This window comes from Paenibacillus sp. PvR098, from assembly GCF_017833255.1.
Classification (GTDB): Bacteria; Bacillota; Bacilli; order Paenibacillales; family NBRC-103111; genus Paenibacillus_G.
In genome coordinates this window covers 834,488-855,108 of the sequence record NZ_JAFIBU010000001.1, presented here as the reverse complement: position 1 = coordinate 855,108, position 20,621 = coordinate 834,488, and the positions used below count along the sequence as shown (strand labels likewise).

Genomic DNA, 20,621 nt, shown 5'->3' with positions numbered 1-20,621 from the left:
ATGATGAAATTAATATATTTTATTAATAGTATGACATCATGGTATCATCTGAAGAACAGTCATGTAAAGGAGTTCTTGGGATGAACTATGGTACCGCGGAATATTGGAGAGCCACAGCGGCTCTTAGCTTGGGATCGTTTTTGGTTTTTGCGATCGTTTATTTGACTCAGCCGCTGCTGCCCTTATTTGTAGTTGAATTTGGATTGAGCGAATTTATGTCCAGCTTATCACTTTCGGTTGTCGTATTTTGTATCAGTGTAGCCTTGCTGATCTATGGGCCCGTATCGGATGCGGTAGGAAGAAAGCCCATTATGGTCTGGTGCATGGCAGGCGGAGTGATCTCAACCCTACTAACCGCTTTTGTCAGTGACTATACCGTGCTTCTCATCTTGCGTGCTGTACAGGGACTATTTCTTGCGGGACTTCCTGCATTAGCCATGGCCTATATGAGTGAAGAATTTTCACCGAAAGCTTTAAGTGTTTCTATGGGTCTCTATATCGCGGCGAACAGCCTTGGCGGGATGAGCGGACGTATTCTAAGCGGCGTTGTTGCAGAGCATTGGGGATGGCGCACATCTTTTACCGTAATCGGACTCTTGTCGGTGGCTTTGTTTGTGGCATTCATATACTTGCTTCCCCGTTCCAGGAACTTCAAGCCGGCTCCGCTGGAGTGGCGAATTGCCGCTTCGTCGATGCTTGCACATTTGCGGAATTCGACGTTAAGCATCGGGATGCTGATCGGCGGACTTCATTTCTTAGTTTTTATCGGCTCGTTTAATTATTTGACCTTCCTGCTCAGCGAGAAGCCTTTCCAGTTGACTCCTTCACAGCTAGGCCTGTTGTTTCTGGCCTACGCGGCAGGCAGCTTCGGTTCTGCTGTTTCCGGAAGACTCTCCGACCAATGGGGCAAAAGCCGCTGCATGATGGCGGGAATCCTTATATTAGCTGCGGGCCTTCTGCTCACGCTTGTCGAATGGCTGCCGATCATCCTGATAGGCTTGGTTCTGCAGTGCTTCGGCTTTTTCTTTTCTCATTCCGCTTCGGCCAGCTGGGTCAATTCACGGGCGGCTTTCGCCAAAGCGAGCGCAGCAAGCCTTTATTTATTTTTCTATTATTTAGGCGGTAGCCTAGGTAGTTTTTATTTGGGCTGGTTTTGGCATTTATATCGGTGGCCTGGAGTTGTCGTAGGGGGGATGCTGGTCTTTATCTTAACCTTCTTCCTCGCCAGAAAACTGTATGCGGAAGAAAGCTCAAGTCCTTACCGGGTCAAAGGTATGATTACAACAAAATAAAAATTGGACATCGCAACAAACTATGATTTAATAGAATAGCACCCACATAATGAAAAGATAATCGGAGTGATTTTCTATGTTGATTGATATCAAGCAAAGGCTTGGCGAAGAACCGATCCGTGAGCTGCTCTCGTATTCGATTTTCCCCGACCCGGAAATATTGGAAGAAGAATTGAACGCTTATGCAGCAGAGGACGGTCGCGAGCTGTATGGGTATGAAGATAAAGGCCAAATCATTGGCGTAGTCGGTTTTATCGTACATCAGAATGGACTTCTTGAGGTGAATCACCTTGCCGTTCATCCTGAATATCGCGGACAAGGCTATGGCAGAGGACAAATATTGGAGCTGATTGAACTCAAGAAGCCGATTGAAATTCATGCGGAAACCGACGAAGAGTCGGTGGAGTTCTTCCGGAACATCGGATTCTCCATCACAAGCCTTGGGGAGAAATTCACCGGCGTTGAATGCTTTCAATGTATCTATGATGTAGAAACGCAAGAGTGAACAAGAAGACTTGCGTAGAGAAAGATATAAGATTTGTTTATTCACAGCTGCTCATTGCAGCTGTTTTTTTCTTTGGTTAGGATTGAACCGAATTACTCTTGATTACGCCTATTATATAGACACACCTAAAGTGAGGCGAAGCACATTGGACCGAAACAACGAGCAACACCTGCTGGAAGCGATACGAAGCGGCGATAAGGAGGCTTTCGGCACATTGGTCGAGCCGCTGATTGCCAGAGCTTACCGAACATCCGTGGCAATCTTAAAGTCACCTCACCTGGCGGAGGAAGCCATGCAGAATGCGTTAATCGAATCCTATACAACCATAACAAAGGGTAAAGAGATTCGTCATTTTCGCGGATGGTTCAGCCGGGTCATCGCGAACAGGGCGATGGACCTCGTCAGACAGGAGAATCGCCATCAGAACGGCCTGGACATTGATGGGATGGAGCTTCAGGACCACTCCGCAACCCCAATCGAGGAAATAGTAAAAAAGGAAGAGTCCAACCAGCTTCTGGAAGCCGTCATGTCTTTAGAGCTGCAGCAGAGGGTCGTTGTGGTGCTGTATTATTTTCAGGAGTTAAAAATCGAGGAAATCGCCTCGGTACTGAACGTTAGGGAAGGTACTGTCAAATCGCGGCTCTATCATTCCAGGCTTAAGCTAAGCCAAATGGTTTCGATTCCTCAACTGAATGCGAAGGTGGTGCAGCTATGAGTCAAGAGAAGGAATTACAATTTGAACTGGAAACCGCGATGAATCAAATTGCTGTACCGGATTCGTTACTTCGGTTTGCGAAGGATATCCCAAGTCTGTGTGAACAAGGTCAATTACAAGCTTCTCCGGCACCGGTCCGTTCCGGACGACGGTTCGTTCCCGCTGTGCTCAAAGGTACGGCTGCTGCTGCCGTAATTGCCTTCACATTAACCGCCGGGGTTCAAGTGTCTCCTGCGTTAGCTTCTTACATGAAAAGCGTACCGGGCTTCGACATTGCAGCTCAGTGGTTGACAAAGATAAGAAGCCATGACGGCGTTCAAGTTGCGGTGAACAACGGTTATACTCCGATTGAGCCGGTGACTACCCAATTTGGCGGTACTCAAGTTACGATAAGCGATGTCTATTTGACAGACGATGAACTGTTGTTCAAAGCCTTCATACGTACGAACGAATATGATGTAACCGATGCAAGTAGTCCTGTACACTTCTGGGTTAGACCCACCAATCTCCGTGGAGGCGGATCAACTACGGGTTCTTCCATTGCTGAGACGACGGATGGGAATCAAACACCAGTTCTTCAAGTGTCGTATAAGTATCAACTAGAGGAAAATGAAGTACGGAACTTTTTTGCCAAAGGCTTAAGCGAGCTGGTGTTCGAAATTACGAAAAGTACTTCTAATCGTGAAATAAAGGATGTCCGGTTCGAGAAAGTGGCAACCATGTCCGTTCCGGTCGATCAGAACAAGCTGCTGCACAACAAGGTGCTGGAACCGAAACAAGCGTTGGCTTTGCCAGTGGAGCATCCGGACCCAGACTGGAAAGAGCTTTCGCTGGAGAAGCTGACCATTCAGCCTACGACGATGAATGTGGTCATTTTCGGGAAAAAGGGGTGGAGCCTGCAATTCCCTAGGGAGAATGAAAATGCTCCATATCTGAAGGATGTGAAAGGAAACGTCTTTCGGTACGATCCTTCCGGTCCAGGGTTGATGTTGGAAGACGGCAGGATGCAGCTGCCTTTCTCTTCCTCGTTATTCTTTGATACCGAAGCCAAAGAGCTGTACCTGCATATAGGAACAGTACTGGTCTCCGAAAGAGAACCTAGCGGCACCTTAGAGCTTTCGATGAAAGATGAGTTCCCCAAGTCCGTTCGTTACAAGAACAAGCACATCGTCATCGAAGCGGCGGAGTACCATGACGGGTATCTTCACCTGAAAGTAAAAAAAGAGATCCCTGGTCAATCTCAATTGGAAGGGGTATATTTCTTCATCAAAGAATACAACGACCAAATTTTGCACAACGATCAATTACGCGAGGAAGTAAACACACTCCGTGAGAAATTGAATATACCGGGATTCGGTACGGCGGATAGCATCGACAGCAGCGGTTCTTACCTCGATCTGTACATCCCGGCCTCCAAGCAAGATAACTATATGATCTCGTTGCGGCGCGTGAGCGATCCGTTGGTCATCAATCAAGATTATCCGATTTCGTTAAAATAACGCGTATAAAAAGGGACAGAACCCGGGCAAACTACAGCATGGAAAAGGAGGGAAGAAAAGCCATGGCAAAAATTGCGGTAGAGAACAGCTTGGAGGATGTAAAGAATGCCCTGCAGCAGAACGGACATGAGGTTATTTCCATGGATAGCGGTAATTTGCAAAATTGCGATTGCTGCGTGATCTCCGGCCAGGATCAGAACATGATGGGAATGAGCGAAACGGCAACCCAAGCGTCGGTGATCAACGCTCAAGGCATGTCCGCCGATGAAATTGTACAAAGAGTAAACCAAAGCTTGAGTTAGAAAGGCATATCATGATCTTGCACCCGCGGCCGGCGGGTTTTTTGTTTTGGGTAAAATGGACTAAATTCGTAAATATGTAATTATTCCTAACATATAATTATTGAAATTTGATGAAACCCCTTATATAATGTTATATAAAATAACACACACATTCCAAACATCAGGGCATCTCCAGTTTAACGAACATCCAAGGTCATTCTTGGGAGGGGAGTGCCTATGCATCTTATCTTATCGTCGAACAAGCGCTGTTGATTTTCCCTTTGGTAGATCGTCTGGGTTTTCCTCTCATTGAACTTCCGTACCAATTCACATTCTCCGATCAAATGAAAGGCTTATTTCATGCTGAGATGCAGCGTAATAACCAAGGCGCTTCACTCGGTAGAAAACGGATTATCCGCGAACGCGGCGTAAAAGTAACGCATTGTCCGGGCTCCAACCTGAAGCTGGCTTCCGGTATTGCACAGGTGCCTAATCTACCTCTATTCCCGTATCGTCTATTCGGCGCCCCGGGGTGACGTGGATACCGTGATTATGGATGGGAGGTTGGACATGGAAGGCAACCGGCAGCTTACCGTTGATAAGTCGCTGGTGCTGAATGAAGCGGATCGATGCATTGAAACGCTGTTGAAACGGATAGACGGACTATAGGGAGGGTGTGGATATGGAGATGCACGGCTTGCTCAAAGTTTTTTACGCTTAAGACCGGAAGGAGCGACTATTATATGAAACCGATTATTGTAGGCATCTATTTAGCGGCAGGAGCCGGAAAGCGAATGGGCGGAGCCAAGCTTTCCATCGAATTAACGCCAGGCGAGCGACTGGGCGGCTTCGCCCTTGAGGAGGCGCTCCGTTCGTCGTTGGATCGGACCTATGTAGTGACGCGAGGAGGCTGGTCGACAGATTGGCTTCCTTCAACCTTTTATGAAGCCGAAGCATCCGGGCGAGCTCAACAAGTTGTGTGTTGGGAGGCGGAATACGGCATGTCCCATTCTCTGCGCAGCGGACTTATGGCTGCTTGCGCGGAATCGGAGCCGGAAGCCGTCGTTGTCATGCTTGCGGATCAGCCGCTCATCAAAGCAGAGATGATCGACAGGATGATTCGTTCGTTTCAACGTAATCGGGCGCTTGATTATTGCGCAGCAGGACACCTGGGTTTGCCTAAGCCACCCGTTTTGCTATCCCGTACCCTCTTTCCTGTCATCGGGAAGCTTGCGGGGGATGAAGGGGCCAGATCATTGTTTATGGAGCCGCACTACTTCGGGATGATTCAGGAAGAGCTGGAATCTCACAGGTTTATAGATGCAGATACAGCAGAAGATCTGGAGCGTATTCGATTATTTCGTTAACCACATGTGATGTATGTGTAACTTGTGAGTGAAAATGCTAGGGATAATGTGCATGTATAATTATAACCATTATATCCGGTCGGAGGAGGAAACTTGCTTAAGACGATGTTTAAGAAATCAGGCAGAACGGGGTTCATCGCTTTATTCGCCTAATTGACTCTCCTTGTGGGCTGCTCGCAAGGAAGTGCTAAGCCTCAGTATCCGGAACCCGCCATGCCACAGCAAGCTGGAGAAGAAGCACCAAAGTCAGAGGGGAACTAAACGCCTCGGGTAGGCTTCGTATACATCGGACCGACGGAAGACGGGGGATGGACATATGAGGATGCGTGGTGGGAAGTATGGAACAATCGGGGACAGCTTCCATGGGAGAAGCTGCTGGCGCCAGCCATTCGTTTAGCGGAGGAAGACTTTCCCATCTCGCGGGATTTGTACCGTTGGTTGGACCGCGACGAAGAGTGGCTTCGCATCGCGAATATCCCGGGGCTCTGCCGGGTTTTATCATTTGGTGACCGAAGTAGTGGAAAAAAGCATTTCGTGATCGCGATCAGTTCTTGAGCGACCCCGACTTCGCTGCGATCCCGCTCGAACGGCTGCTCTCCAAACCCTATGCCCGATCCTTGTTCGAGGATATCCGGATGACACCGCAGGGCAGCGCAGTGCACTTGTCGCCGATGAGCGGCCAAGATACCGCTTATGCCGCAGTTACGGATGAAGCAGGAAACGCGGTCTCGTTCATTACAAAGCCTTTATTTTGACTTTGATTCAGCAGCTTATGTACCCGAATCCAGCGGCGTCATCCTGCAGAACTGCGGATCTTACTTTTACCTGGATCCTCCTCATCCAAATAAGCTCCAGCCAGGCAAACGTGCGTTCCACATTTTGATGCAAGGAATGATTTATTAGGACGGGAAACCATTTCTTCTCATGGGTTCACAGGGAGGAGAAGGACAGCCGCAAACTCAGCTTTCACTGATTACCGGTGTATTGGATTACTGCTGCACTATTCAGGAGGCCATTGAGCTGCCCCGCCGGGTATATACGGGCGCAAGTGGGGACAAGACAGCAATGTGCTTCGAATAGAGAACCAGAATATGGAGTATGCAGCGGAGCCGCAGATCCTAGGGGAGACGGGCTTGCATTGGGGTGGTAGCCAGAACGGATAGCAAGAATGTATATGACAAAAAGATAGTGTTGTCCAGTCGATGTGAGCAGTAGACTGGACTTTTTTCATGATTTGTTATCCATTTTCGATTTTCAGAAGAATCACCATCTTTGTAATGTTTTATAACAGTAATATACTGTTTCATAACAGATAATTTGATATTTCTTATCGTATTTACCATATATTATATAAAAAAATGGACAAAAATTCATGTAACCAACTAAAACATCGGATCATAATGGTAATATATAGTAATTAAAATCATAATCATGTTAGATTCTCTTCGGAAAACGCTTCCGATGTGAAACTTTCATGTCAAAAACTCTATGCGGGGCGAATAGAAACTGGTATACTGTTTCGTAGGAATTATATACCTTTCCAAATATATGAGGGGAGTTGAACTCATGAGGGTTCTACCGAAAACGAACGACCTCGGCTTCTTTGAAATTCGGCTCGAATCCATCGGCGGTCTGGGTGCGAATCTGGCAGGAAAAATGCTAGCTGAAGCAGGCGTTGTTGGAAGCGGTTTTGACGGTGTCAGCTTTTCTTCTTATGGTTCTGAGAAAAAAGGGTCTCCTGTAAAAGCACATATTCGCTTTTGCGATATGGAAACAAACATTCGCGACACGACTCCGGTTGAACGTCCGCATGTCGTAGGCGTATTTCACGAAAATCTATCCAAAACCATTAATGTCGTCAGCGGTATTTATCAAGACAGTGTTGTCTTGGTCAATTCCGCCAAGAGTTCTGAAGCTTTGAAGGAAAAATTGAAGCTCGTTGGCGGTACGGTCGCTGTGGTTGACGCGACAGGCATTGCGCTGGAGGAGAAAAATCGCGTTAACATGGCCATGCTGGGCGGCTTGTTCCGACTTTGCGAGTTCCTCGATTTCGAGCACATGAAGGGAATTATCCGCAAATCTCTCGAGAAAAAATATCCGGGCGCTGTTGAACCTGCACTTAGAACGTTTCAACGCGGCTATGATGAAGTCCAGTTTCAAACCTTCGAATTGCCGGAAGGCACCGAGATGCCGAACCCTAAGCGTTGGGATATCCCGGTACTCGGCTATGCCACTCAGGCGATCGGCGGGATGGTAACCAACCCGGGCAACAGTATTTTGAAAGACCTGAGTATTTCCCGCAGCGGGATGATGCCTCATTTTGACGATGATAAATGCATTCATTGTGCGGCATGCGATACCGCCTGTCCTGATTTTTGCTTTGTCTGGGATGAGCAGCCGGACAAAAAGGGCCGTCCACAAATGTTCCTTCAAGGAATCGATTATCAATATTGCAAGGGCTGTCTAAAATGCGTTGTCGCTTGTCCGACGGAAGCGCTTTCTTCCAATCGCGAGACAGATGGCTACGCTGAAGCGCATCGCGTACCGCATCGCTTCGACTTGGCGAACTAACAAGCTTACGATAATCAGGGAGAGGTGAAATCACAATGGCAATCGATATCAATAAAGAGGTCAGCCAAGGTACGGTAGAGCAGCGGATGGTTTACGAGTCCGGTAACGAGATGGCTGCTTATGCTGCTCACCAGATCAACTATCATGTGATGGGGTATTTTCCGATTTCCCCGTCTACCGAAGTAGCGCAGTTCCTTGACTTGATGAAGGCCAATGGTCAACATGACATTAAATTGATTCCAGCGGACGGAGAGCATGGCTCTGCAGGGATTTGTTACGGTGCTGCCACGGCAGGAGGACGCGTATTCAACGCCACCAGCGCGAATGGTTATCTCTACATGCTAGAGCAAATGCCGGTGCAATCCGGAACCCGTTTTCCTATGGTCATGAATTTGGTTTGCCGTTCCGTATCAGGCCCTTTGAACATTCACGGCGACCATTCTGATTTGTACTATGCGCTGAACACCGGTTGGCCGATCCTGATGTGCCGTGATCCGCAAGCCGTTTACGATATGAATATCATGGCGATCAAGCTGGCGGAAGATCCGGAGGTACGTCTGCCGGTTATCGTAGCTTCAGATGGCTACTTCACATCCCACCAGAAGCGCCGCGTGCAAACGTTTTCGCACAAAAGCGACGTTCATGCTTTTATCGGTGAGCAGCCAAAGCAATTCCCGCACGTGCTGGACCGGAATAATCCAATCACCGTCGGCCCATACATGAACGAGCCTGACTACATCAATAACTGCTACCAGCAATCCGAAGCGATGTACAGAGCAGGCGAGGTATTCGATCGTATTCAAAAGGAATACAAAATACTAACAGGTCGCGATTACCCGATTCTGGACCTGTATCGTATGGAAGATGCGGAAGTGGCCGTGTTCCTGATGAACTCGTCTTCGGAAATTATTAAAGACGTTGTCGACCAGCTGCGTGCCCAAGGCATCAAAGCAGGTTCGATCGCACCAAACATGATTCGCCCGTTCCCGCAGAAGCAGATTGCAGAAGCGCTGAAGAACGTCAAAGCCGTTACCATCGGTGACCGCGCCGATTCTTATGGCGCACATGGCGGTAACATGACCATGGAGATCAAAGCTGCACTTTTCACGGAAGGCAACCGCGATACGATGGTTATCAGTCGTATTTACGGTCTCGGCGGGAAAGACTTCTACGCTGAAGACGGCCATGCTTTCTTCGAGCTGGCCATCGATGCGGTGAAGAAGGGCCGCGTGGACGCACCGTTCGATTACTACGGTCACACGCCTGGCGATCCAAACAACAAGCCTAAACGTGTTATTGAGCCGATGAAGTATGAGGATCTCAAAACGGGCTTGATTACCGTGAATAAAGATGAAGAAACAGGACAGCTCAAAGTCAAAGTACCCCCAATCCGTCAGTTGACCAAGAAGCCGAAGCGCCTTGCGCCAGGCCACGGAGCTTGCCCAGGATGCGGTATTTTCTCCGGTCTCGAGCTTTTCTTTAAAGGGATTGAAGGCGACATCGTAGCTTTATTCCACACAGGCTGCGCAATGGTAGTTACAACGGGATATCCGTATTCATCTCACAAAGCAACGTATATTCATAACCTGTTCCAAAGCGGTGCTGCTACGCTGTCAGGCGTTGTGGAAATGTTCTGGGAGCGTAAACGTCGGGGCGAGCTGGATTCGCTGAATCTACCGGATGATTTCACGTTCGTGATGATCACTGGAGACGGCGGAATGGATATCGGTATGGGGCCGGCGATCGGCGCTGCACTGCGTAATCATAAAATGATCATTCTTGAGTACGATAATGAAGGATACATGAACACAGGTGCACAGCTGTCCTACTCGACGCCGCTCGGCCACCGGACATCGACGTCCAATGTCGGTAAACATCAAGGCGGGAAGCTGTTCCACCATAAGGATACACCGCAAATTATGGCGGCGACCAACATCCCTTATGTATTCACCGGTTCTGAAGCAAGCCCGCAGGACCTGTTGAAGAAAGCGGCCAAGGCGCAATATTATGCCCAAAACGAAGGTTTGGTGTACGGTAAAATCCTGATCACCTGTCCGCTGAACTGGCTGTCTGAGGAACAAATTGGTCAAACGCTGATCGATGAAGCCGTTAACTCCTGTTTCTTCCCTCTCTATGAAATAGAGAATGGAGTAACTACAATTACGTACAACCCGGAAGAGAAGAGCAAGCGGATTCCGGTTGGCGAGTGGCTCAAAAATATGGGCAAAACGAAGCACCTGACCAAGCCCGAATACTCCGAAGCGCTTCAATCGTTCGAGAACGAGGTAGAACGCCGCTGGAGCCGTTTGAAGGCGAAGCACGAAAATCCTTACTTGTAAGGCATGCTCAGGCGCAAACTCTTCATCGAGCTTGCGCCTTTGCTTTTTATCACAGAGATATGGAGGGATGTCCGATGTTTTATGTACTTCGGCACACCCAAACTGGTGAAATCGCGGCCTATATTCAAAAAAACAACTATGATTTGGATTACTATGGGGCCAAACAATGGGATGACAAGAGCATGGCGGAACAGGAAAAGGATGCTTTCTTGTCGGCGATCGGTCATGACGATCCAGACTTGTGGCAGGTTCTGCCTGTAAACGAGAGCCGGTTAAAGATATTCAACGTAAAATTGAAGAATGACCCTACCCGCAAGCTTTGTTTAGACCCGGAAGGGAATATGACCGTCCATTCAGTGCAGGATGCCTAATGTTGACGTAAAGAACGGGGAATGGAATGTAAATGAATACGAACCCTTTTGACTTGTTTGAAGCTGCAATCAACGAGGATGAGCAGAGACAGTTTCAGGAATTGATCCTGAAGGGTGGATTTACTGCCTTTCGGTTGTTTATAGATGGTTTTCGCGAGCGATTGAAGCATTATGAGGAGCACGAGCATGTCAACATTAGCCGTTTGATCGCATCAGCTAAGGAGCTGTTTCCGGAGCCTCAAGCGTTCAGCCCGGCTTGGGCGCACATATGGGAAGAATATGAGTTCATCGTCACCTATAAACAAACGGTTCTTGAAACGATCCCGTCTGATCAACGGGAAGGAGAATGGCAGATTATTCTCGATAATCCGTATACCACTTCGGATTTGGTCTGTTATCCGAACCTGTCGTTCATGGAAGGCGCTTATATGTATGCTTATTTTCGATCAGATTTGAAGAATAATGAATATATCCGTTTGCAAAAAATTCAAAATCTCATCATGGCTTTCGGCAGCGAGCGAACCGAATCCATGGAGAAGAGCAAAGACCGCTAATGCGCGGTGCTTTGCTCTTTTTTTAGTTTTACAGAATAGAGATTTATCCAATTGGTTATGATGAAATCAAACGACGAGAATAATGGAGAACGTATGGCCGATTCCATTCTTATTATTGAAGATGAAGAGCATATATCACGGGTATTGAGACTGGAGTTAGAGCATGAGGGGTACCAAGTCGGCACTGCATTTGATGGCAAAGAAGGAGTACGACTGGCTTTAGAAAATCCTTGGAGCTTGATCCTTCTGGATGTGATGCTTCCGGAGTGGAACGGGCTTGAGGTGCTTCGACGTATCCGTCAGGTGGATGACAGTGTTCCTGTTATTTTATTGACTGCCAGAGATGCCACACCGGATATCGTCGGTGGTTTTGAGCAAGGCGCTAACGATTATGTAACCAAACCGTTCGCTATTGAAGAACTGCTTGCTCGAATCCGAAATCTCATTCAAATCACAGTACGGGCAAAACCTTTGGGTAATATACTGGAAGCGGATGATTTGCAGGTAGACCTGATCGCGCGTAAGGTGACGCGCAGCGGTAACACGATTGAACTTACACCTAAAGAATTTGACCTTCTTCAATATTTGATTGAGCACAAAGAACATGTGCTGAGCCGGGATCAAATTTTGTCCGATGTCTGGGGCTACGATTTTGTCGGAGACACAAACATTGTAGACGTATATATCCGCTATTTGCGTCAAAAAATTGATAAAGGCTATCAACCCAAGCTGATTCGAACAGCGCGAGGCATCGGATACGAATTAACGGTACCTGAGACATGAGTCTTCGTACGAGATTGATTTTGTTGACCGGGACTTGGATATTGCTTATCGTGTTGTTTTTTAATTTCTTTATATATTTCTATATTCTCAAGAAAACAACAGATACCGAGGTGGAGCTTCTTTGGAACAAGGCGCAGATTGTTCTCCGTAATCCCGAAATGAAATTACCCGAAAATTGGTCAAACCCGGATATACTTAAAGAGTTTCAAGACCCCAATTCACTCATTCGAATTATCTCTCCCAATGGTTTCATAGCTGGTCAAATCGTTACCAATGATCAACTTGCTGCCCACCCGCCGGTATATCGAACAGATTACCACTTCACTGTTGTAAACGACCTTGATGTCCGACTGTTGTTTATACAAGTACCCATTGTAGAGGATGGTGTTCAAATCGGGCTGCTAGAATTGGGGAAGGCACTGGACGTCATAGGAGATTTTATGGAAGTGTTGGCAACCGGGCTCATGGTTACAACCGTTAGCGTCCTCCTGTTTTCACTTGTGGGAGGGGTATTTTATACCCGAGTCATCGTACGACCGATCCGGAAGTTGCTCGAGACGATGAACACCGTTCGCAGCAAAGGACAATTCATTCAACTGAGTCCACAATTTACAACAAACCATGATGAGCTTGGGAGACTTGGTAAAACGTTCAATCAGATGATCCTTAGTCTACAAGAAAACGACCTTAAGCAAAAACAATTTGTATCAGATGCATCCCATGAGTTGAGAACACCATTAACTGTCATTGAAAGCTATACTTCTCTACTTCAGCGGTGGGGGGGAGAAGATCCGACCCTTCGACAAGAAGCGTTAGACGCCATTCATTCAGAAACAGTTCGTCTAAAAGGTCTGATCGACTCCCTGCTGCATATGGCAGTGATAGAACGTCATCCTGAGACACAGCTGCGAAATATCAATCTGAGGACCTTAATCGATACGACTGCAGAGCAAATGAGCCTCGCGTTCAAACGGGAAATTAGAATGGAATCAGCCTCATCAGAGCTTTATTGTATGGCGGATGAGGAAAAAATCAAACAGCTGCTGATTATTCTTTTGGACAATGCAATTAAATATAGTAAAGAGCCCGTGTCTGTTCTGTGTAAAGAAGAAACCGATTACGTTATATTACAAGTGAAGGATGAAGGAATTGGAGTTCCGCGGCGGGAGCTATCGCAGCTATTTGAGCGTTTTTACCGTGTGGATAAAGCGAGAAGACGAGGTACTGGAGGATCGGGTCTGGGGCTGGCCATCGCCAAACGGATTGTAGAGCAGCACCGGGGTACGATTCGGTTGGACAGTGACGAAGGGAAGGGGATGACAGTCACCGTAGGCTTGCCAAAGAAGGAAACGGAAGCGTTTTATGAGGGGAACATGAGAGAATTCTCATGAAATTCTAATAAACGCTCTTGATTCCAGTAATAGCAAGGTTTCAGAGATGATTGGAAAAATATCCTTACAATTCATCTGTGCTATAGTGGGTTAGGCCAAACTAGCCAATACCTACTATGGAGGACGTTACAGATGAACAACCTAATTTCTAAACGCTGGGGACGTCTTATGATGTCCGTCAGCTTGAGCGCTGCACTGATCATGACCGGAACACTAGCAGGTCCCGCAACTCCCGTCGAAGCTGTGTCTTCATCCAAAGCGAGTAGCATCGTATCTACGAGCAAAAAATATATGAATACACCATATAAGTTTGGTGCGAAAATGGGGCAGACCCGAACCTTCGACTGCTCTTCATTTGTTAAGACTGTATATGCCAAGAACGGCATTACTGTGCCGCGTACTTCGAAAGCACAGTCAAAGGCCGGTAAATTCGTTCCGAAAAGCCAACTCAAGCCGGGTGATCTCGTATTCTTTTACAAGCCGATTAGCCATGTAGGTATTTACATTGGAAATGGTAATATTATACACACCTACGGTAAGCCCGGAGTGACCATCGATAATATTAACAAGGGTTGGTGGAAGAAAAATTATACAACCGCCCGCCGTGTTTCTTAATTTAGAAGCGCAAGCCTCCTTTTGTCCTTAGACAAGGGGAGGTTTTTATTGTTTTATAGGAAAAAGATGAGCTAGACGTTATTGACTTTGTCAAGAGATTTTCAATGAGAACATTCTCATCCACTTCTAATAATAGCAGCTTATATGAGATATCATAAGGTTTCTCGAAACTCCTGGTAATTAATGGGTTATTATGATGTGTTATGGTTATTAGGCGAGAAAAAATCTACTAGTTCCAAAGGGAGGATACGATGAAGATGACAAACAACAAACGATTTAGGAAATTGCTGACGGGTGTGAGTCTAAGTCTAGCCATCTCTTTTTCCGGTAGCATGTTTATAACTCCTCAGTCTACGCATGCAGCAGCTACAACTAGCACATCCGCTGCCGATAACGTGATTGCAACAGGGAAACAGCTTCTCGGAGTACCATATCAATTCGGTGCAAAAAAGGGAAGAACAGATCGATTTGATTGTTCCTCTTTTACTCAATATGTATTTAAACAAAATGGAATGGACATTCCCCGTTCATCAAGACAGCAAGCCAATGCAGGTACCTTTGTTCCGAAAGATCAGTTGCAGCCTGGAGACTTAGTGTTTTCTGATACCAATCGTGACGGAGTTATTAATCACGTAAGTATTTATATGGGTGAAGGAAAACTGCTTCATACCTATAGAGTCGGAGTTGGAGTAACGATTTCCAATTTTTCAGGCAGCACATGGGACAAGACATACGTGACTGCACGGCGGGTCATTCCCAACAACGGAAAAGCATTTGCCGCTCCCACATCACAAGCTGATATGACACCGGTAAATCCTGTTTCGAAGAGTCCATCCTTATTCAAGCCCAGCGAATCATCTCCGTTTAAATCTTCCAATGGCGATAACCAGCAAGGGGAAAATTAAGATCGAAAGCAATTAATATATCAGCGTTGCATAAAAATGAAAAGCCACGAATCTGTGGCTTTTCATTTTTATTATTATAGGAATTCTATTATGGTGACATATACTTATTACCATAGTAGGGGATTCTTCATCTTGGAATGGTTAGACCTAAGAAGCCCGAGCATGCCCGGATTGCGTTAGCTTCGAAGTCGGCTCCTTTTCGTTCGAACGGAGGAATAGCCAAACACCCACCAGCAGTAGAGCTCCCGCGGCCGTCTGAAGCCAGGTAATGGATTCGCCCAGGAGCAGATAAGCAAGCACGGTCGCCCCCAGCGGCTCTCCCAATACGCTCATGGATACGGATTCGGGCCGCATAAATTTGAGCAGCCAATTGAACAAATAATGGCCGAATAAGGTGGGCACTAGCGCCATCAGAAGGAAGATACCCCACTCACTAGCTTCATAGCCCGTAAACGCATAACCGAATCCTAGATTGTACAAGGCAAGAACAGCAGCAGCGAAAACGAACACAAAGAAGCTGTAAAGAAAGGCGGGAATGCGGCTTAGCAGCCTTTTGCCGAGCAGCATGTGTATGGCGACTGCCACTGTACCAAGCAGCGATAGCAGGTCTCCGAGCAGTGCTTGTCCGGTCAGTCCCCAATCCCCATAACCGATCAGGATGGCCCCGGTGATCGCGACAAGCATGCTCAGTACGGCGAGCAGGTTCGTGCGCTGATGGAAAAAGAGGCAAGCCCCTATGAGGACAATGACAGGCTCAAGCGCCAGAATGGCTGTAGAGCTAGCCACGGTTGTGAGCCTCAGTGAGCCCATCCACAATAAAAAATGAAGCCCGAGTGCAAGCCCCGACCAAGCCAGCCCTATCCAATCGCGTGTACCGATCTCACGTATATCCTGTCGATATCTCCATAAAAAGGGGAGCATGATTAGAGCCGTAATAACGAGCCGATACATAGCGATGGCGGATACTGGAGAATTTGACCAACGGACAAATATAGACGAAAAAGAAATTGCCACGATACCAACGAGCAGCAGCAGTGGCAAAGGAATGTGTACATTGGGTTTGGATATCATTAGGTTGTAAGCTCCATTCGTTTCGGTGACGGTGATAACCGCCGATTCATGAAGTATACGCCTGTTACGATCAGCAACGCGCCAATCAGATGATACGCGGAGATCGATTCTCCTGCAAATAAAGTAGCAAAGATTGCGCTGAACAGCGGGATCAAGTTCAAAAAGCCGGAGCAGCGAGACGGACCAATCATGGCAATGGCTGCGTTCCATGCCGTAAAGGATAAGAGTGAAGGGAAAATACTTATAAACAGTATGCCGGGGGCCAGGCCAGCCGACCATTCAATCTCCGGTTCGCGAACCATCCATTCCAATATCGTGCAAGGAATGAGCACAATCAGTGCCGTCACCAGCGTTGCGACAAACAGGGCATGGACAGGCAGCTCGCCTGCAAATTTCTTCATCCCTACGGAATAAAGCGCCCAGCATGCTATTGCTGTAAGCATCCAGAGGTCGCCACTGTTAAAAGAAAGCCCGGCGATTGCTGTCCAACTGCCGCGCGAGATGATCCAGAGCACGCCGACCAAGGACAGTAAAATGGCAGGAAGCACTCTCCAATTGATACGTTCTTTCAGCATAAACAAAGAAAAGACGACGATCATGATGGGAGTCGCCGCATTCATCAGCGATGCATTGATGGAGCCTGTGTATTGAACTGCAATATAGGTCAGCGTATTGAAACCGGCCACCCCTGTGAGTGACAGAAATAGTACCATTCGCCATTTCTGCATAATCGTTTTGCGGTAACGCCAGCATTCTGGCCCCCAAATTGGCAGGATTACAATGAATGCCAGACTCCACCTAATAAGCGCCAACAAAAAAGGCGGAACCTCGGTCACAAGCGATTTTCCGACGACAAAATTGCCGCCCCAAAAGCAAGTTGCGATGAGAAGCAGTATGTAAGGTGATTTCCACATGGATTTAACCAATCAAAGCTCAGCTCCTTCCTCTGCTTTCTATCCTTATCTTGAAAACACGTTTTTCTATTATATCACCACTAAGCTTATTCTCACTAGGTGGCTAAATATTTTTTTTTCTGGTCACAAATGAATAATATCTCTTCAAGAGGCGGCATTAGGATGGCAGCATATGTAGTTCATTTTAAAAACAATGGTTCAACGTCTTCCCGTTTCTGTATATATTTAGATATATTCAAGAGCCCCGCGGCTTCAAATGTATAACACTGGGCTTTTTTCGCATGGTCATTATTGGACTTTTGGCTTCATTTATGTTATCACATTAAGGAGGGGACAAGAACGTACGGACGTATATGGATAGAGGGGGGAACGCAGCATGTCCCGACGCTTTGTGATCGAAGCGGTCTTGGTGGCCATTTACGGCGAATTGATGGTGCCAAGCCGTCCTGTGGAATATGTAATTCCATACTCGAGTATTCTGGAGCTTTATGAAATGAAAGACAGCGAGGAGCCGGTCATGCCGGAAGCGGACGATGACGCCTTTGTAAAAGAGAAGATCGGCGAGCTGATTGGATTCTTCGATGATCCGTTTAATAAAAAGAAGATCGAACGCGCGCTGAAGGGGCCTTGGCGGAGCAGTCCACCACTTCCGGTAAATGATAAAGTTACTTTCACCGTGGTTTATTCCGTCGAGAATGAGCAGTATGGCGAGATGCTGGATCCGATCGAGACAGAAGTCATCCTAACCTCACTTAGAGAACAGGTACCTGTGCTGACAGATCAAATCGAGCTCATGGAGAAAATCATTCAAGCCGAAATTCCGGTACAGGTATATGATGTGTATGATTTTGAATTCGCTGTGGAAGACGGGATTACGGCAGACGATTTGATGACGCCATAACCCTTAATCGCTTATCGCTAGTTATCCCCGGTAAGGGGATTTTTTTGTATGTAAGAAACGAAAGGAAGGATAACGTCCATGCAGCTGTATATCATTACCGGTACCTCCCGCGGACTTGGGGAAGCACTGGCCAAACGTGTGCTCACCTCCGGCCACTCATTGGTATCGATCTCCCGGTCGCCAAATGAAACTCTATCCGTATTGGCAGAAGAAGGGGCGGAGCTGAGATTTTACCCATCCGACCTAAGAGAAACGAAACACCTCATGACTCTCTTGGAACGAATCATTACGGAAATGGATGCAGAGCGGTTCACAGCCGTCACCTTGGTAAACAACGCGGGCATCTTGGACCCGATCAAACCGCTGGATCAAGCTGAGGAAGCGGAGCTGACGGAGCATCTGCATGTCAATCTGTTAGCGCCGATGCTTTTAACCTCCGCCTTCATACGGGCGACCAGCTTCTGGCCGGATACCATCTCCAAAACGGTAGCGAATATCTCCTCGGGCGCGGGAAAAAAGCCGTATTCCGGCTGGAGCGCCTACTGCACGGCCAAAGCAGGAATCGATATGATGACGCGCTGCGCCGGTCAAGAGCAAGGGGATGGGCCTGGCGCCGTGAAACTGGTTTCTATCGCGCCTGGCGTTGTCGATACCCGAATGCAGGAGAAGATCCGTGAGACTGATCCGAAATTATTCCCGCAATTACAACGATTCATTGATCTGAAGGCGTCTGGCCATTTGTATTCGGCTGATGAATCGGCTGAGCGGATCTTGGCCGTTCTAGAGAGCGGAGATTTGGGTCAGGGCGACGTGATCGATGTCCGCACTCATCTGCTGGGATCGCGTTGATTCTCTTGAGTACGATACGTTCCGGTATCATGCACTAATTGGATCACTTCCGGAATGGTTAGCCCCATGAATTGTTGAAATCCGCCCTCATGCAGGGCAATCAGTTTACCGCCTACCACGGGGTATATGCCTTGCCATTGACCCATTAGAATATACATATCCGTTCCGGGCAGTTTGCGTAGGAAGGACACATATTCGCCCTGTGCTACAGGTCCAGTGTAGGTAAGGTTCAAAGGATCCGAAGGCTTCGGCAAAGGCTCTACGCCGTCCGTGAGTACGCGGATGGGCGACTGCCCGGTTGAGCCTTTGATCGTTTGGTGCACGTGCAGCGGCTGAACATAATTGACCAGCTGACCTGATCCTAACGGGACGCCGGTAGGGTAGGAGACTGTTCGGTTGTCGAAGCGTCCGAACACGATCAAATCCGCGGCGCGGATCAGCTTATCGGGTGAAGCCACCTTCGTGTGCGTCAGCCGCAGCTTGTTCAGATTCGGCTGCGCATCAAACGAGAAAGCAGAAAGAATAAAAAGTAAACACCCGGCTATCATCAGGATGGCTGTGCGTTTCAATGAAGAACACTCCTTAGGTGAAGGATATGGAATGATTATAGTGTCGTCATAATGTAACCATTTATTCCAGATCAAGCAGGAAAAGAACGAGGTGATGATTGTTTTGTTTGATCCAACGATATACGATAATCTCAAGGTTGTGTTGGAGGGGCATCTGTACGATATGGATGCCGAAAGAAAGATCAGGATCGTGGGAAGAGAAGATCTGATTGACATAGCTGGGATGGGACGCACATTTCGAATGAAATTTGTGCTGCGAGATGGCAGGGAGCGCTGCAAGACTTCCATAATGCTGTGCAGTGGTTTAACGGATTTTGCCGGAGAGCTGCGCGGAATTCATGCCGTCGGGGAACGTCCGGGAGCCAAGCTGGAAATGCAGCTTGAGATGCCCGCAGAGCTGTCGGAAAAAAGACGAGCCGTTCACGACTATGTATCAGGGCTGTGGGGCGAGGATTGGCTTATTTCGCATGAGCGGTTAACGGAGCTGTCTGTAGAATCCGACCCTAGCACCTATGATGGCAGCTACCGCGTCAAAATGATCTCTTCACGTAAAATTGATGAAAGCCATATCGACGATATGGAGGCCTTACTTGAGCATTTGCTTCAAAATGCGATATTTATTAATGATATAGAATAAAGTCATAGCATAAAAATATCGCTAAATGCGAAGTTACTTCCAACAAGTATGCGCACTTAGCGATATTTTTCCGTTGTATCTAATAATACGAATAATACGAATAGGCGTTTACGGCTCTCAAGGAGTCATCTCTTGCTCTTCGCGAACTCACGCAACATCTCTTCCGTCACGAAAACCCGAGTGGGGGAGATCCCTTTTTGAGCATGGCTGTTAATACGGGCCGTTGCCGCATTGATTGGCTCGACGTTGAAAGGAAGGCCAGCTGCGCACAAGGCTACAGCTTGCTCAATAGCCAGCTCCCGCTCATTCTCCAGTTCCATAAATCGCTCGAGATGGGCATGCTGCTTTTGGGTGTGTTTGGTTATGGCTTCATGGACGTTCATCGACAATTGCAGCTCCTTCTATCATTTCGCTATAATAGTTTCCATCTTACTATAGGATGAAGCGTCCTGGCAATCTGCTGTCCAGGCGTCGAATTGAACGGAAAGGGAG

Annotated in this window: 23 protein-coding genes and 2 pseudogenes; 21 read left to right on the top strand and 4 right to left on the bottom strand. The window is 47.5% G+C overall.

Going from position 1 to position 20,621, the window contains the following annotated elements; all coding sequences use genetic code 11:
• The first annotated feature begins 80 nt into the window (after positions 1–80).
• The 18 genes and pseudogenes from JOE45_RS04210 (at position 81) to JOE45_RS04135 (ending at position 15,188) form a co-directional block, all read left to right on the top strand.
• The gene (locus tag JOE45_RS04210; protein ID WP_210021381.1) at positions 81–1,292 is read left to right on the top strand and encodes an MFS transporter; all 1,212 of its coding nucleotides are present in this window, start codon (positions 81–83) and stop codon (positions 1,290–1,292) included.
• Between the two features lie 76 nt (positions 1,293–1,368).
• A complete protein-coding gene (locus JOE45_RS04205) occupies positions 1,369–1,797 on the top strand; it encodes a GNAT family N-acetyltransferase (RefSeq protein ID WP_210021382.1) in 429 nt (142 codons plus the stop codon).
• A gap of 145 nt (positions 1,798–1,942) precedes the next feature.
• Positions 1,943–2,512: an RNA polymerase sigma factor gene (locus tag JOE45_RS04200; RefSeq protein ID WP_210021383.1), complete on the top strand. Its 570-nt coding sequence runs from the start codon at positions 1,943–1,945 to the stop codon at positions 2,510–2,512.
• Positions 2,509–4,011 (top strand): DUF4179 domain-containing protein, encoded by a 1,503-nt coding sequence (locus JOE45_RS04195; protein WP_210021384.1) that lies wholly within the window; start codon positions 2,509–2,511, stop codon positions 4,009–4,011. Before JOE45_RS04200 ends, JOE45_RS04195 begins: the two co-directional genes overlap by 4 nt.
• Before the next feature lie 62 nt (positions 4,012–4,073).
• Complete coding sequence (locus JOE45_RS04190) at positions 4,074–4,313, top strand: YkuS family protein (RefSeq protein WP_210021385.1); 240 nt, start codon at positions 4,074–4,076, stop codon at positions 4,311–4,313.
• Positions 4,314–4,696: 383 nt separating this feature from the next.
• Positions 4,697–4,961: pseudogene (locus JOE45_RS23365) on the top strand (hypothetical protein); the annotation flags it as partial.
• A gap of 74 nt (positions 4,962–5,035) precedes the next feature.
• Positions 5,036–5,659 (top strand): nucleotidyltransferase family protein, encoded by a 624-nt coding sequence (locus JOE45_RS04180; RefSeq protein ID WP_210021386.1) that lies wholly within the window; start codon positions 5,036–5,038, stop codon positions 5,657–5,659.
• Between the two features lie 285 nt (positions 5,660–5,944).
• Entirely contained in the window at positions 5,945–6,214 is a 270-nt protein-coding gene (locus JOE45_RS23360) for a gamma-glutamyltransferase (protein WP_348632581.1), read from the top strand.
• Positions 6,211–6,414 carry a gamma-glutamyltransferase gene (locus tag JOE45_RS23355; RefSeq protein ID WP_245246582.1) on the top strand — a complete coding sequence of 68 codons (204 nt, stop codon included), beginning with the start codon at positions 6,211–6,213 and terminating at the stop codon, positions 6,412–6,414. The genes JOE45_RS23360 and JOE45_RS23355 overlap by 4 nt, the downstream gene beginning before the upstream one ends.
• Positions 6,353–6,739 (top strand): annotated as a pseudogene (locus JOE45_RS23350) (gamma-glutamyltransferase). The gene JOE45_RS23355 and the pseudogene JOE45_RS23350 overlap by 62 nt, the downstream one beginning before the upstream one ends.
• A 486-nt stretch (positions 6,740–7,225) precedes the next feature.
• Positions 7,226–8,230, top strand: a complete 1,005-nt coding sequence (locus tag JOE45_RS04170) for a 2-oxoacid:acceptor oxidoreductase family protein (RefSeq protein ID WP_210021387.1) — start codon at positions 7,226–7,228, stop codon at positions 8,228–8,230.
• Between the two features lie 35 nt (positions 8,231–8,265).
• Complete coding sequence (locus JOE45_RS04165; RefSeq protein ID WP_210021388.1) at positions 8,266–10,569, top strand: thiamine pyrophosphate-dependent enzyme; 2,304 nt, start codon at positions 8,266–8,268, stop codon at positions 10,567–10,569.
• A 74-nt stretch (positions 10,570–10,643) separates the two neighbouring features.
• Complete coding sequence (locus tag JOE45_RS04160; protein ID WP_210021389.1) at positions 10,644–10,940, top strand: hypothetical protein; 297 nt, start codon at positions 10,644–10,646, stop codon at positions 10,938–10,940.
• Between the two features lie 32 nt (positions 10,941–10,972).
• Positions 10,973–11,494: a hypothetical protein gene (locus JOE45_RS04155; RefSeq protein WP_210021390.1), complete on the top strand. Its 522-nt coding sequence runs from the start codon at positions 10,973–10,975 to the stop codon at positions 11,492–11,494.
• A 93-nt stretch (positions 11,495–11,587) separates the two neighbouring features.
• Complete coding sequence (locus JOE45_RS04150) at positions 11,588–12,277, top strand: response regulator transcription factor (protein WP_210023429.1); 690 nt, start codon at positions 11,588–11,590, stop codon at positions 12,275–12,277.
• Positions 12,274–13,668, top strand: coding sequence for a sensor histidine kinase (locus JOE45_RS04145; RefSeq protein ID WP_210021391.1), 1,395 nt, complete (start codon positions 12,274–12,276; stop codon positions 13,666–13,668). Before JOE45_RS04150 ends, JOE45_RS04145 begins: the two co-directional genes overlap by 4 nt.
• Before the next feature lie 132 nt (positions 13,669–13,800).
• Positions 13,801–14,283, top strand: a complete 483-nt coding sequence (locus JOE45_RS04140) for a C40 family peptidase (RefSeq protein ID WP_210021392.1) — start codon at positions 13,801–13,803, stop codon at positions 14,281–14,283.
• Positions 14,284–14,540: 257 nt separating this feature from the next.
• Complete coding sequence (locus tag JOE45_RS04135) at positions 14,541–15,188, top strand: C40 family peptidase (RefSeq protein WP_348632478.1); 648 nt, start codon at positions 14,541–14,543, stop codon at positions 15,186–15,188.
• Between the two features lie 147 nt (positions 15,189–15,335).
• On the opposite strand, the gene JOE45_RS04130 is transcribed toward JOE45_RS04135, so the two are convergent.
• Together JOE45_RS04130 and JOE45_RS04125 are read right to left on the bottom strand one after the other, a co-directional pair.
• Complete coding sequence (locus JOE45_RS04130) at positions 15,336–16,259, bottom strand: DMT family transporter (protein ID WP_210021394.1); 924 nt, start codon at positions 16,257–16,259, stop codon at positions 15,336–15,338.
• A complete protein-coding gene (locus JOE45_RS04125; RefSeq protein WP_245246580.1) occupies positions 16,259–17,185 on the bottom strand; it encodes a DMT family transporter in 927 nt (308 codons plus the stop codon). The genes JOE45_RS04130 and JOE45_RS04125 overlap by 1 nt, the downstream gene beginning before the upstream one ends.
• 364 nt (positions 17,186–17,549) lie before the next feature.
• Between JOE45_RS04125 and JOE45_RS04120 the strand changes: the two genes are divergently transcribed.
• Together JOE45_RS04120 and JOE45_RS04115 are read left to right on the top strand one after the other, a co-directional pair.
• The gene (locus JOE45_RS04120; RefSeq protein WP_210021395.1) at positions 17,550–18,074 is read left to right on the top strand and encodes an ADP-heptose synthase; all 525 of its coding nucleotides are present in this window, start codon (positions 17,550–17,552) and stop codon (positions 18,072–18,074) included.
• A 78-nt stretch (positions 18,075–18,152) separates the two neighbouring features.
• The gene (locus JOE45_RS04115; protein ID WP_210021396.1) at positions 18,153–18,923 is read left to right on the top strand and encodes a (S)-benzoin forming benzil reductase; all 771 of its coding nucleotides are present in this window, start codon (positions 18,153–18,155) and stop codon (positions 18,921–18,923) included.
• Here JOE45_RS04115 and JOE45_RS04110 read toward each other — a convergent pair.
• A complete protein-coding gene (locus JOE45_RS04110; protein WP_210021397.1) occupies positions 18,902–19,492 on the bottom strand; it encodes a hypothetical protein in 591 nt (196 codons plus the stop codon). The genes JOE45_RS04115 and JOE45_RS04110 overlap by 22 nt on opposite strands.
• A 91-nt stretch (positions 19,493–19,583) precedes the next feature.
• Here JOE45_RS04110 and JOE45_RS04105 point away from each other — a divergent pair, with 91 nt between their 5' ends.
• Positions 19,584–20,129, top strand: a complete 546-nt coding sequence (locus JOE45_RS04105; protein WP_210021398.1) for a hypothetical protein — start codon at positions 19,584–19,586, stop codon at positions 20,127–20,129.
• A 125-nt stretch (positions 20,130–20,254) separates the two neighbouring features.
• Here JOE45_RS04105 and JOE45_RS04100 read toward each other — a convergent pair whose 3' ends face one another.
• The gene (locus JOE45_RS04100) at positions 20,255–20,512 is read right to left on the bottom strand and encodes a DUF2533 family protein (RefSeq protein WP_210021399.1); all 258 of its coding nucleotides are present in this window, start codon (positions 20,510–20,512) and stop codon (positions 20,255–20,257) included.
• Between the last annotated feature and the right edge of the window lie 109 nt (positions 20,513–20,621).

What these genes read in the sequence shown, in the direction of transcription:
- JOE45_RS04210 (WP_210021381.1), top strand. Translation starts at nt 81, where the DNA reads ATGAACTATGGTACCGCGGAATATTGGAGAGCCACAGCGGCTCTTAGC.
- JOE45_RS04205 (WP_210021382.1), top strand. Translation starts at nt 1,369, where the DNA reads ATGTTGATTGATATCAAGCAAAGGCTTGGCGAAGAACCGATCCGTGAG.
- JOE45_RS04195 (WP_210021384.1), top strand. Translation starts at nt 2,509, where the DNA reads ATGAGTCAAGAGAAGGAATTACAATTTGAACTGGAAACCGCGATGAAT.
- JOE45_RS04190 (WP_210021385.1), top strand. Translation starts at nt 4,074, where the DNA reads ATGGCAAAAATTGCGGTAGAGAACAGCTTGGAGGATGTAAAGAATGCC.
- JOE45_RS04180 (WP_210021386.1), top strand. Translation starts at nt 5,036, where the DNA reads ATGAAACCGATTATTGTAGGCATCTATTTAGCGGCAGGAGCCGGAAAG.
- JOE45_RS04170 (WP_210021387.1), top strand. Translation starts at nt 7,226, where the DNA reads ATGAGGGTTCTACCGAAAACGAACGACCTCGGCTTCTTTGAAATTCGG.
- JOE45_RS04165 (WP_210021388.1), top strand. Translation starts at nt 8,266, where the DNA reads ATGGCAATCGATATCAATAAAGAGGTCAGCCAAGGTACGGTAGAGCAG.
- JOE45_RS04160 (WP_210021389.1), top strand. Translation starts at nt 10,644, where the DNA reads ATGTTTTATGTACTTCGGCACACCCAAACTGGTGAAATCGCGGCCTAT.
- JOE45_RS04155 (WP_210021390.1), top strand. Translation starts at nt 10,973, where the DNA reads ATGAATACGAACCCTTTTGACTTGTTTGAAGCTGCAATCAACGAGGAT.
- JOE45_RS04150 (WP_210023429.1), top strand. Translation starts at nt 11,588, where the DNA reads ATGGCCGATTCCATTCTTATTATTGAAGATGAAGAGCATATATCACGG.
- JOE45_RS04145 (WP_210021391.1), top strand. Translation starts at nt 12,274, where the DNA reads ATGAGTCTTCGTACGAGATTGATTTTGTTGACCGGGACTTGGATATTG.
- JOE45_RS04140 (WP_210021392.1), top strand. Translation starts at nt 13,801, where the DNA reads ATGAACAACCTAATTTCTAAACGCTGGGGACGTCTTATGATGTCCGTC.
- JOE45_RS04135 (WP_348632478.1), top strand. Translation starts at nt 14,541, where the DNA reads ATGACAAACAACAAACGATTTAGGAAATTGCTGACGGGTGTGAGTCTA.
- JOE45_RS04130 (WP_210021394.1), bottom strand. Translation starts at nt 16,259, where the DNA reads ATGATATCCAAACCCAATGTACACATTCCTTTGCCACTGCTGCTGCTC.
- JOE45_RS04120 (WP_210021395.1), top strand. Translation starts at nt 17,550, where the DNA reads ATGTCCCGACGCTTTGTGATCGAAGCGGTCTTGGTGGCCATTTACGGC.
- JOE45_RS04115 (WP_210021396.1), top strand. Translation starts at nt 18,153, where the DNA reads ATGCAGCTGTATATCATTACCGGTACCTCCCGCGGACTTGGGGAAGCA.
- JOE45_RS04100 (WP_210021399.1), bottom strand. Translation starts at nt 20,512, where the DNA reads ATGAACGTCCATGAAGCCATAACCAAACACACCCAAAAGCAGCATGCC.